The 13,071-nt window shown below is 51.0% G+C and carries 6 protein-coding genes; all 6 read left to right on the top strand.

Annotated elements, in window-relative coordinates; translation table 11 throughout:
- The first annotated feature begins 8 nt into the window (after positions 1–8).
- The 6 genes from ABD852_RS04045 (at position 9) to ABD852_RS04020 (ending at position 13,066) form a co-directional block, all read left to right on the top strand.
- Entirely contained in the window at positions 9–1,208 is a 1,200-nt protein-coding gene (locus tag ABD852_RS04045; RefSeq protein ID WP_345026738.1) for an aminotransferase class V-fold PLP-dependent enzyme, read from the top strand.
- A gap of 29 nt (positions 1,209–1,237) precedes the next feature.
- Positions 1,238–2,476: an amidohydrolase/deacetylase family metallohydrolase gene (locus ABD852_RS04040; protein ID WP_345026737.1), complete on the top strand. Its 1,239-nt coding sequence runs from the start codon at positions 1,238–1,240 to the stop codon at positions 2,474–2,476.
- Positions 2,477–2,519: 43 nt separating this feature from the next.
- On the top strand, positions 2,520–4,259 hold the full coding sequence (locus ABD852_RS04035; protein WP_345026736.1) for a PQQ-dependent sugar dehydrogenase: 1,740 nt from the start codon (positions 2,520–2,522) through the stop codon (positions 4,257–4,259).
- 659 nt (positions 4,260–4,918) lie between these two features.
- The gene (locus ABD852_RS04030; RefSeq protein WP_345026735.1) at positions 4,919–7,978 is read left to right on the top strand and encodes a SusC/RagA family TonB-linked outer membrane protein; all 3,060 of its coding nucleotides are present in this window, start codon (positions 4,919–4,921) and stop codon (positions 7,976–7,978) included.
- 127 nt (positions 7,979–8,105) lie between these two features.
- The gene (locus ABD852_RS04025) at positions 8,106–9,656 is read left to right on the top strand and encodes a RagB/SusD family nutrient uptake outer membrane protein (RefSeq protein WP_345026734.1); all 1,551 of its coding nucleotides are present in this window, start codon (positions 8,106–8,108) and stop codon (positions 9,654–9,656) included.
- Between the two features lie 416 nt (positions 9,657–10,072).
- Positions 10,073–13,066 (top strand): SusC/RagA family TonB-linked outer membrane protein, encoded by a 2,994-nt coding sequence (locus ABD852_RS04020; protein WP_345026733.1) that lies wholly within the window; start codon positions 10,073–10,075, stop codon positions 13,064–13,066.
- Positions 13,067–13,071 lie beyond the last annotated feature (5 nt).

Raw genomic sequence — 13,071 nt, 5'->3', positions numbered from 1 at the left:
TCAGTCCCATGAAAAGGAGAGATATTCTTAAAGGAGTAGTGGCCTTACCGGCCATAGGCGGAGTCAATATTGCCGGTACCGCTCCGGTTGTCCCGCCGAGGGATTATTTCCAGGAACTAGGTCTCCGGACCTTTATCAACGCGGCGGGGAACTACACGACCATGACCGCATCACTCATGCCGCCGGAAGTAATGTCGGCCATTCAAAGTGCTTCGCAGCGGTACGCCATGCTGGATGACGTGCAGGACAAAGTGGGCCAGAAAATCGCTGAACTGTGTAAGGCAGAAGCCGCAATGGTGACGGCCGGATGCTGGTCGGCCCTGGTTTTGGGTATGGCCGGTGTTCTCACCGGCACAGACGGCAAAAAAGTAGCTGCACTTCCCTTCCCCGAGCAAGCGGGCATGAAGTCGGAAGTAATCCTTCAGAAAACCCATGCAAACGGCTATCACCTTGCGCTTGCCAATGCCGGTATCAGGTTTGTATTTGTAGAAACTGTTGAGGAGGTAGAAAAAGCCATTTCCAATAAAACGGCAATGCTTTGGTTTCTCAACCGGGAAGGGCCTGCCGGGAAAATCGGCGATAAAGAATGGGTACAGCTGGGCAAGAAGCACGGGATTCCCACCATGATCGATATAGCCGCCGATGTTCCGCCCGTGGAGAACCTCTGGAAATTTAACGAAATGGGCTTCGACCTCGTCTGTATTTCAGGCGGGAAGGCGCTACTCGGCCCCCAGAGCACCGGCATTCTCATGGGAAAAAAAGACCTGATTGCCGCTGCAAGACTGAGCGCGCCGCCCCGTTCGGGTATCGGCCGGGGGCAGAAGGTCAACAAAGAAGAAATGATCGGTCTGTATGCCGCTGTAGAACGCTACGTCAAGCGGGATCATGCGAAAGACTGGAAGACCTGGGAGAACAGCATTGCCCACATCAAACGCACGCTCGCTCCTTTGAAAGGCGTTCAAATGGAAGATATTCTCCCGCCAATTGCCAATCACACCCCTTCGCTGAAAATCGGCTGGGACCCTGCCGTCGTTAAAATTACCCGCGAGGAAATGGGAGAAAAGCTTCGAAACGGATCACCTTCTATCGAAACGATTGCCTGGGAAGATCCTAACAGCATCCGGATCACCGTCTTTATGCTCCAGGCAGGCCAGGAACAAATTGTGGCGAAGCGCATCCGGGAAGAGCTTGTGAGAGCTTCCTCTTAAACCAGTACCGATTAACTTTTTCCCTAGCCATGCTGAAGTACGCTTGCTTCCTCTTACTCTTATTTTTTGTCCAGCCTTCCATTGCCCAGCAGTATGATCTGGTCCTAAAAAACGGCCATGTCATTGACCCTAAAAACAGGATCAATGAAAAAATGGATATTGCCATCGCAAAAGGGCGCATTGCCGCGGTCCGCAAGGGGATCCCCGCCTCGGAAAGCAAGGCGGTGGTAGACGTAACCGGGCTGCTGGTGACGCCGGGATTGATTGACATGCACGCGCACGTTTTCGCCGGAACGGTTTCGGACGGAGACCTCAGCTACGGCTTCGGGTCGCTTCCGGCAGACGGGTTCACTTTCCGTGTGGGGGTTACCACCGTGGTGGATGCCGGCAGTTCGGGCGCAAAGGATTTTCACGTCTTTAAAGCCAATATTGCCGATCGCTCAAGAACCCGCGTACTGGCCTTCCTGAATGTGGGCTACGAGGGCATGAAGGGCAGTGAATATTCTGAATATCAACAGGATGCCAAGTACATGGACCCGAAAATGGCGGCAGATACCGCCAAAAAATACAAGGACCACATTGTAGGGGTAAAAGTGGCCCATTACCACCAACCCACCTTCCTGGCCGTCGAACGCGCCGTGGAAGCCGGTGTCCTGAGCCGGCTCCCCGTTATGGTGGACTTCGGCGGGTGTAAGCCGCGATTGCCTCTCAAGACCCTCTTGTTGGATAAAATGCGCCCCGGTGATATTTTCACCCATGTCTATGGCGAATTACTTGATACAAAAGAGTCAATTGTGGACACCGCCAGAAAAGCGCTTAAACCCTTCGTTCTTGAAGGCCGCAAAAGAGGTATTATCTATGACGTAGGGCATGGCGGCGGAAGCTTCAGGTATTCTCAGGCCATCCCGGCTACCAAAGCCGGCCTGTTCCCGGATGTAATCAGTACCGATCTCCATACCGGCAGCATGAACGCGGGCATGAAGGACCAATTGAACGTGATGTCGAAGTTTATGGCGCTCGGGATGCCGCTGAAAGACGTTATTAAAGCCAGTACCTGGCGCCCGGCGGAAGTCATCAACCACCTGGAACTGGGGCACTTGTCTGAAGGAGCTGTTGCAGATATTGCAGTATTAAGAGTAGAAAAAGGAAAATTCGGTTTTTTTGATGTTGCGCGTGATAAACAAATCGGAAATCAGAAGCTAACCTGTGAGCTGACTTTGAAAGACGGTGCAGTGGTTTATGATCTCAACGCGATTTCAATTCCTTGAACATTAAAGTCAAAACCGACCTATTAGCCCCGCTTACCTTTCCATGCCCAGCTCCGCTACCCTTCTCCGCGCGATTACCGCAATTGCAGTTTCCATACTGCTTTACTCCTGCTTTTTTTCCAAAGATTCACTACCGAAAGGCGACCCTGACAATGGCGGGTTAGTACTGCCCGACGGCTTCGAGGCCGTGGTGGTGGTAGACAGCGTCGGGAAGGGGCGCCACCTGGCGGTCAATTCAAACGGCGACATTTACATGAGAATGCGAAATGTTTCCCCGGAGGGTGGCAACCTGGCTTTACGGGACACCAATCATGACGGAAAAGCAGATATCATTCAATTGTTCGGCCACTTCGACGACCGCATCAACTATGGTACGGCCATGCGTATCCACAATGGCTATATCTACTATTCAACGTCCTCTACCGTTTACCGGACCAGGCTGGAAGAAGGAAAGCTGGTCCCTTCGGGCGAGCCCGAGGTAATCGTATTTGACAGTATCGTAGGGAACGGCGGCCGCGTGGAGCACTGCGCCAAGCCCATTACCTTTGATGATGAAGGGCATATATACGTGCCCTTTGGTGCGCCGGGAGATGTATGCCAGGAGGAAAACCGGAAGCCCGGCGGAAAAGGCAAAATGCCTTGTGACGAGCTCGAATGGCATGGCGGCGTGTGGCGCTTTGACGCCAACAAACCCAATCAAACCCAGCGGGACGGCGAAAAATATGCGACCGGTATCAGGAGCATCGTAGCGATGGACTGGAACCATTCCGACAAGAACCTTTTTGCCCTGCAGCATGGCCGCGATAACCTTTCGCGGGTCTGGCCGGAGTTGTACTCCGCCTGGCAAAGCGCATTGCTCCCGTCGGAAGAGTTTTTTAAAGTCACCAAAGGTTTTGACGGTGGCTGGCCCTACTATTATTACGATCAGCTTCAAGGCAAAAAAGTTCAGAGCCCGGAATACGGCGGTGACGGAAAAAAAACAAATGGCGCCGAAAAAGTAGGGCAGCCTCTTATCGGTTTCCCCGGCCACGTGGCCCCTAATGATCTCCATTTCTATCTCGGCGATCAGTTCCCGGATCATTATAAAAACGGCGCTTTCATAGCCCTTCACGGCTCTACAATTCGCGCTCCGTATCCGCAAGCCGGCTACATGATTGCCTTTGTCCCCTTTAAAGACGGGCTTCCCAGCGGCCCCTGGGAGGTATTTGCCGATGGTTTTGCACAGGTCGATACCATTGTCAACACCAGCGACGCCCACGCCAGGCCAGTGGGTCTGGCAATGGGACCGGACGGCTCGCTGTATATCTCCGACAGTGTCCGCGGGAAAATATGGCGGATTATGTACAAAGGCAGCAAGAGCGGCTTCGGAGAAGCACAGCTTGCTAAAATGGAAGCGAGGAAACAAAGGACCAACATCAAAAATCCGGACGAAAAAGAAGATAACCTTCAGAAAGGCGCTATAGCCGCCGGTGAGCAACTGTACAATACCTATTGTTCCACCTGCCACCTCGCCGACGGCAATGGTGATGGCAACCGGTACCCACCGCTGACGGCTTCAGAGACCGTTGCCGGTCACCCCAAAAAATTGATTGAAGTCGTCTTAAAAGGTTTCTCAGGGCCAATTACGGTAAAAGGAAAACCGTTTAATGGTGTAATGCCACCCCATGACTTTCTCACGGACGACCAGCTGGCCCAGATTCTGACTTATATCCGCATGGGCTTCAAAAACAATTCGTCACCTATATCGGCAGAACATATTAAGAGGGTGAGGGGGGAGAAGTGAGGTGTGAGGTATGAGGGGTGAGGGGTGAGGGGTAGGAAATCAGAGATCGGATGTCGGAAATCGGCACAATTGCGCGGGGCGCTTTTCTTTGATGAAAAGGCAATGTGTGATTGTGCCGATTGTTTATGCGTTTTGATCACTAAATAATTTTGTTTTGAAGTCAAATAGTTATATTTGACTAGAATTTGGCGTTATCATAAGACCGTTTAACTGATCGCTGAAAAAATTGAAGACACCGACCTGCACAGAACTAAGAATTGAACTTCAACCAAACACGAACACATGAACCTTACAGACTACAAGACTAATATCCATCTTCAGAAAAAACCATGCTAATCTTTCCCGGGTTAGTGATCTTTATTTTTTACCCGGAATAAGCCGGCAAAAAAAGCGCTCACTGATTTACGGGTTTCAGCTGTCGGCTATTTGAGAAAGCAGCCAACGGCAGGGTGATTCTTTTCACCAACAACTCTAAGCGATACGATGAACCCGGAGTGAAGGGTCCATTCTTTCGATATTTCCCTATTCCCGAAACCTTCCTGAAAACGCTGCGGAAGCTGCGGTCCCATGGCAAACCCGTTTGAGGCTTGCCGAAGGGGTCATTGGCAGTCCGTGCCGGTTATTGACTAAGAAAATATATTAACCTAAATAAACTATCCATGAATGAACATCTACAGAGAGACTCCGCCGTGTGTTTCTCACAGCTGAAAAGGCTCGCGGTCGTCATTGGCTTGTCGGTCGTTGTTTTGCCGCATGTTTCCGTTGCGGCTTTCGGCAAGAAGGCAACGGAAATACAAAACAACCGTTTTACGGCAAAGACCATTACCGGAACGATCAAAAGTGAAACCGGCGAAAGCTTACCGGGAGCGAGTGTTCTTGTAAAAGGGACAACGACCGGTACCGCCGCCGATCCGGACGGCAAATTCACCGTCAGCGCCCAGGAGGGCGACATCCTGGTAATTTCGTTTATCGGCTTCATCACACAGGAGGTAAAAATAGGCGCGGCAAGCCAGATAGATGTGGTTTTGGTCGCCGACAACACCGCAATGGAAGAAATAGTGGTGATTGGTTACGGAACGGTCAGGAAGAAGGACCTGACCGGTTCCGTCGCGTCTTTACAGCCCAAGGACTTCAACAAGGGGGTGATTACCGCGCCCGATCAGTTGATACAGGGACGGACTCCCGGCGTAATGGTCATCAATAATACCGGGCAGCCGGGCGGTGCGACAACAGTCAGGATAAGGGGAAATTCATCCATCAGGGCCGGGAATAACCCCCTTTTTGTACTGGATGGAATTCCCCTTTCGGGTACATCGGCGCGGCCGGGCGGCAGCAGTGGTTTCGGCACAGACGCCGGCAACCCGCTGACCTACCTGAACCCGAATGATATTGCCAGTATGGACATACTCAAAGATGCTTCCGCAACCGCAATTTACGGTTCCAGAGGCGCCAATGGCGTAGTCATTATCACTACAAAACGGGGCTCTACCGGCGCGCCGACAATCAGTTTCAATGCTTCCACCGGGTTTTCAACCATTTTGAAGCGCCCCGAAGTGTTGTCTACGGGAGAATTCAGAGAAGCCCTCAATTTCTACACTCCGAATGATGCGGCGGCCTCCGATTTCAAAAGTGATGTGAATGCGTTGGACGAAATATTGCGCGCCGCCCCTGTCCAGAATTACTCAATGGCCGTAACCGGCGGCACAGACGTCGGTAAGTACCGGATTTCAGCCGGCTACATGGACCAGCAGGGTATTATCAAAACCACGGGACTTAGAAAGTACACCGCCAGTCTGAACAGTAATTTCTCGTTCCTGGAAAGCAAAAAGCTGGGCCTTGATTTCAACATCCTGTTCACCCAGACCGATGAAAAAATTGCTCCGGTCAACGTCTTCGCCGGTGCGGAAGGCAACGTGATTTCCCAGGCACTCGCCTGGAACCCGACACGGCCGCTAAAGGAAGCAGACGGCAGTTATACCTATATTAACCCAATTACCCGCAACCCGCTTGCCAGTCTGGATGCATTCAAAGACCGGGCCAACGTAAACACCCTGGTAGCGAGCATCGCCCCGTCGTTCAAAATCACGAAAGACCTGGAGTACAAGCTTACCTACTCCGTAACCCGGCAGATGGGGAACAGAAGAGGCCGCCTGATCGGTGGAATCCTCGATACCGGCACGTCTAAAAACGGCATGGCGTTCCAGGCGGACAACCAGGAAACCAACCAGCAATTAACGCACACGCTATCGTTCAATAAGGCCCTCAGCGACGAGCTTAGCCTGAATGCAGTGGCGGGATATGAATTCCTCAGCTATGACAGCTTTTGGAACGTTTCCTCCGGAAGCGGCTTCACCGATGTCGGCATCGATTTCTACGACTACCTGGGCTATTCCATCGCCAACAACCGGGGCGCCAACTCCTACCGGGCGCCAACCAATCAACTGCAGTCACTCTTTTTAAGGGCAGGGCTTAACTACAAAGACAAGTTCCTTTTCACCGGAACCATTCGCCGCGACGGCTCGACCAAATTTGGTATCAACAACAAGTACGCCAATTTCCCCTCTGTCGCACTGGCATGGAACGTGAGCAATGAAGAATTCCTTAAAAACAATTCGGTGCTGTCAAGCCTGAAAGCACGCGTCGGCTGGGGAAAAACGGGGAACCGAGAATTCCCTTCCGGAGCATCCAAAGACCGCTATATTTTCGGTACGCAAAGCATTACCCAGGCCAACTACGGGAACCCTGACTTGAAATGGGAAAGCTCGTCTACCCTCAACGCCGGTATTGATTTCGCACTTTTCAACTACAAAATAACCGGCTCACTGGAATACTTCAATAAGAAAACCACCGATGCCCTTTTTGAGCGGACCATTGCGCAACCGGCACCCAGCGGTAGAATCTGGGTCAACCTGGATGGTCAGATTGTCAACAAAGGCTGGGAGCTTTCGCTGTTCGGCGCGATTATTGAGAAGCAGAACTTCACATGGAATGTCGGTGTAAACGGAACCTACGTACAGAATAGTGTTTCGGGCTTACCCGGTTTTTATGAAACTGCCGCACTCAGAGGCCAGGGCTTTTCGGGCGTGTTAGGACAAAGAATGATCAGCGGGCAGCCCCTGAACGTATGGTACCTCGCCCGATTCGACGGTATTGACCCGTCTACAGGAACCAGCAGGTACGTAGGAGCCGACGGTACCAGCGCGACTACAGTAGACCCGGCCCAAAACAAGTTCTACGTGGGTAGTCCAAACCCGAAATACCTGCTGGGAATTTCAACCGACCTGACCTACAAAAAGCTGACCGCGAATATCAATATGAACGGAACCTTCGGCCATTACCTGTTCAACAATTCTTATGCCACCGTATTGGGGATCAACAATCTTCCCAGCAGGAACATGGCGAAAGTCTTCTTCAATAAAGAGACAAAAGAGTCACTGTCGAATTCGGCGGCTCCGTCCACCCGGTATCTTGAAAAAGGCGATTACCTGAAAATGGGCAATGCGACCGTCAGCTACAATTTCGGCGGGATTGGCAAGACACTGAAAGGCCTTAATGTGTCGCTCACCGCGCAGAACCTTTTTGTCATAACGAAGTACAATGGTTTTGATCCGGAAGTAAATACCGACGGCGGCGCTGACGGCATTCCCTCCCTCGGAATCGAGTACCTCCCCTACCCATCGGCACGCACCTTCCTGCTGGGTGTGAACTTTTCACTTTAGCATTCAAGCGACTATCATTATGAAATAGCCATGAGCTTTGAGGTATTAGCTACAAGCGGCGCACAAACGGCTGATGAATGGAATAGCTCCCCCCCTCACAGCTCACAGCTCAAACCTTTTTATACAGATGAAAACATATAAAAAAATCGGCCTGATCGCTCTGTGGAGCGGGCTTCTTTTCTCCTGCACCGACCTGACCGAAACGCTTAACAGCGAGTTGGAAGAGAGCGTGACCGGCAATATTGACCCCGGCCAGCTCCTGATAGGCGCCTACAATTCCCTGAACAACCCGTACCAGCAGGACAACCGCTGGTGCCTGCAGGAAATATCTACTGATTGCGCCATAGCGCCTACCCGCGGTGGTGACTGGGATGACAACGGAACGCACCGCGCCATTCACCTGCATACCTGGAATGCGGACAACAGTTACATGAGAAATACATTTGGCGGTCTGGCAACAGCTGTTTACCAGTCGTCGAACGTATTGCGTTACAGCCCGTCCAAACAGCAGGAAGCGGAGGCCCGTTTCATCCGGGCCTTGGCGATGTTCGACATGCTCGATCTCTGGGGCGTGGTGCCGTTCCGTGACAACCTTGACGATTTCCGCGAAACGCCCCGGACAATGAAGGCAGAGGAAGCTATCGGGTTCATCATCTCCGAGCTCAACGGGATTATGGCGGACCTGCCTGCCGGCGGCCCGGCTTATGTTGCCAACAAAAATGCTGCCCGGACGCTGCTCATGAAAGTCTATCTCAACAAGGGGGCATTTCTGCAGCGGGCCAACCCCACCTTCGATGCCGCAGACATGGCGCAGGTCATTACGCTGGCCGACCAGATAACCGGCTATACCCTGGCCGCTCCGGGAAAATACTTTGACAACTTTGCACCGGACAATGACGTGAAATCAACGGAGAACATTTTCACGCTGTACAACAAGGAAGGCGAACGGGGCGGCGGTGTGGACAGGGCATTTTTTACCATTGCACATTACAACATGACACCGGGCGGCTGGAATGGATGGGCAACGCTGGGGGATCTCTACGACCGTTTCGCCAAAGGCGACGAGCGGCTTGGGATCTATTACGAATACCCGGCCGACACGACCTCCAACCGGAAAAAAAGCTACAAAATTCAGAATGTCGGTTTTCTCGCAGGTCAACAGACCAGTTGGGTTACCAACAAACCCCTAATGGCAAGGAATCCGGCTACCCAACCGCTGAACTTCTCGAAAGAAATCACGATTCGGACCAGTGGAGCGACCCTTGAAACGGCCGGCATCCGCGTGTTGAAATACCCGTTCGATTATGCTTCTCTAGGCCAGAAAAACAATGACTGGGTGGTATTCCGCTATGCTGACGTGCTCCTCATGAAAGCGGAAGCACAAATGAGAAGTTCTGCCGGCGGCACCAGCGCGGCAGCGCTTGACATCGTAAACTCCATCCGGAAAAACAGGGGTGCAACATCGCTGTCGGCACTCACCCTGGACATTCTCCTGGACGAAAGAAGCCGGGAACTCTACTGGGAAGGCTGGAGAAGGCAGGACATGATCCGTTTTAACAAATTCCTGGCGCCGAGATTGCAGAAACCTTACCAGTCGGACCCCAAATATTTGCTCTACCCGATCCCGAGCCAGCAGCTTTCGGTGAATTCTAATTTGAATCAGAATGAGGGGTATTGAGGGAGGTGTGAGGTGTGAGGTATGAGGGGTGAGGGGGAGGGATTGGATGTGGCCACTGGATTCAGGCCTCACGGTCAACTTGTTCGGTTGTTTTACATGCCCCGGAGAGGGCCGCCGTATATACCAGATACGGCGGCTTTTTTTACGGGTATTCAAATTCAACTCAGAAACCTCGGCAACGTTCCCGAATAAAAATATCGCAACAGAGTAAAAAATCATAGGACAAATGCAAAACCGAACAATATATTTGCAGTAACCTGATTACAAAAACAACTTTCAACTAAAATGACAAAAACATGTCAAACATTCCCAAAAAACACAAAAATGCAAAATTCGAAAAAGAGCGGAAACCCGATCGGAATTGCAAAAATTCCGTTTTTCGGGGCGCGTCTCTTCTGAGTTTTGTCCTATTTTTTATGGTACATTCACTGTGGGCGCAAAGCCAGCAGGTTTCCGGCAAGGTAACCGACGGCAATGGCACACCGCTCCCAGGGGTAAACGTGATCGTGAAAGGAACCACCACGGGAACCTCCACGGACACCGACGGAGCGTATGAGGTAAACGCGCCGTCCGGGACCGCCACACTGACCTTTTCTTTTATCGGATTTTCTTCCCAGGATGTAGCGATAGGCGGAAGAAGTAAAATCGATGTGATTATGAAGGAAGACGTAACCGCACTTTCCGAGGTCATTGTAACCGCACTCGGGATAGAGCGGGAAGCAAAAACCCTTACGTATTCTGCACAACAACTATCCGGTAGTCAACTAAATGAAATCCGAGATGCCAACTTCGTCAATACACTTTCCGGAAAAGTGGCAGGTATGGTGGTCACTCAGGGCTCTTCCGGCCCCGGCTCACCCACGCGTGTTACTTTACGAGGAAACCGATCGATCGCAGGAAGCAATAATGCTCTTTTTGTGGTAGATGGTGTACCGATTGACAATACCGTAAGGGGACAGGTAGGGTCGGACTTCGGAGGATACAACCGGAGTGACGGCGCTGCCAACATTAACCCGGATGATATTGAGTCAATGACCGTGTTGAAAGGTGCGGCAGCAGCAGCACTTTATGGAAGCAGGGCCGCGAACGGGGTTATTATGATTACCACTAAAAAGGGGAGTTCCGGAAAAATATCGACCAGCATCAATTCAGGTGTAGTTATGGAGTCGCCATTCATTCTTCCTGCCTTTCAAAATGAGTACGGCCAGGGCTCAGGCGGTGTTTCGTCGGAAAACGGGCAGAGTAGCTGGGGCGGAAAGACGACTACCTTCCCGAATAATATCCGCGATTTCTACCGGAATGCCATCTCAACCAACAATTCGATCAACTTTTCCGGTGGTTCGGAAAACATAAGGGCATATCTTTCCTATACTCATAATAGTAACCAGGGGATCATTCCTAACAACAAGCTACAGCGCCATACCGTCAATCTGAGAATTAACGCAAATGTAACCAAGCGGCTTTCTGTAGATGGGAAGATAACTTACGTGAATCAGGACCTTAAGAACCGGCCGTACTCCGGGGAGAATAACGGGGTCGTTATGAATCTTCTGAAAACACCCCGAAATGTTGACCTCAATATGTACAAACGCTTCGAGGATAACGATGGATTTCCTACTTACTGGACCTCATCCGGTATTTACATGAATCCGTACTGGACCCTGAATCGTACTTTTGACTATGAAACCCGGAACCGCGCCACCATTCTGGGGTCCGCCAAATACAAGATAACTGACTGGCTTGATGTTCAAGGGCGAGTAAGTTTCGACACATTTGACGATCTCATGGAGCGCGGGTTTTCAAACCGGACCGTCGTTCACGTAACAGCTGCCGGTGGAACCTACCAGAATTATGTTGCTTCAACGCTCGAGAGAAACATGGACTTGATTATTTCAGGCAATAACAATCTCGGGAAAGACTTTGCTCTGACTTACAATTTGGGAGCCGGCCAGACGTATAACAAATACCAGGAAACCGGCGGCCTGGCCACGGGACTCTCGGTTACTAACAAATTCGACCTCAACTTTGCTTCGAACCTTACCCGTATCTCAGCCTTCTCGGAAAAGGAGTTGCAATATGTCTTCGGAACAGCTTCACTTTCATTCCGCGATTATCTTACAATTGACGGTTCTGTGCGAAACGACTGGTCGTCAACGCTACCTGCGCCGCACTCTTATCTTTACTCTTCCTTTGGCGCAAACTTAGTCCTCTCCGACGCGGTTCAGCTTCCTTCCTGGGTAAGCTTTGCCAAATTCCGCGGTTCCTTTGCGCAAGTAGGTAACGATACAAGCCCCTATTCACTGGTCCCTTATTACATATATAACCCGGGAGGTGTTGGCGGCTACATTACGAGAAATACACAATTACCCAACGCCAACCTGAAGCCGGAGATTTCGTCATCTACTGAATTCGGTGTTGATCTGAGGTTCTTCAAGGGACGCCTGGGAATTGACGCTACCTACTATAACAGCAATACTGTTAACCAAATCCTGCCGCTGGAACTTCCGACAGGCACCGGGTTTTCCAGCCAGCTAATCAACGCCGGCAAAATCCGCAACCGCGGTGTTGAAGTAATGCTGACCGCTGAACCATTAAAAAATCAGCCTTTTACCTGGACAACAAGCATCAATTTTGCACGCAACGTAAACAAAATTGTAGAATTGCATCCAAACATTAAGAAGGCCTGGATTGCAACCGTTGTACGCACGGCCGGAGTAGCTGCGCACGAAGGCGGCGCTTATGGTGACCTTTACGGCTACTCCTGGGAAAAAAATCAAAACGGACAATACATTGTAAACGACACTACCGGGCTTCCGATCCGCGGTCCCATTGAATATCTGGGCAATTTCAACCCAAAATTCACTCTGGGCTGGAACAACTCATTCGGCTATAAAAATTTCGTCTTGAGTTTCCTGATTGATGGACGTGTAGGAGGCACAATGGTATCCGGATCTGAGGCAAACCTAGCCTACGATGGAAACTCGGATTACACACTTAGCCATCGCGAAGGAGGATGGTTGCTCCCTGCCGTCGGCAAAGACGAAGGAAAGCCCAACGACGTTACTATAAACTCGCAGCAGTTCTGGCAAACTGTGTCACAGGGACGCTATTCATGGGGAGAATTTTTTACCTATAACACTACCAACTTCAGATTGCGTGAACTCTCAATAGGTTATAGCTTCCCCCTTAACGACCGGAAGTTTTTCACCCAGGCAAAACTCTCGTTCACTGCCCGAAATCTCTTCTTCCTGTACAGAGGATATGCAAAAATGGACATCCCGGGACTTAAAAAACGCAAAATGAATTTCGATCCCGATGTAAACTTGGGCGCCGGCAACTTCCAGGGAATTGATTATGGAAACCTGCCAACTACACGTACAGTAGGATTGAACCTTCAATTGAGCTTTTGATTAAC

Origin of the sequence: Ravibacter arvi, from assembly GCF_039540405.1 — a bacterium.
Lineage (GTDB): Bacteria > Bacteroidota > Bacteroidia > Cytophagales > Spirosomataceae > Ravibacter > Ravibacter arvi.
Note: the sequence above shows the minus strand (reverse complement) of the source record. Positions and strands in the feature narration are given on the sequence as shown.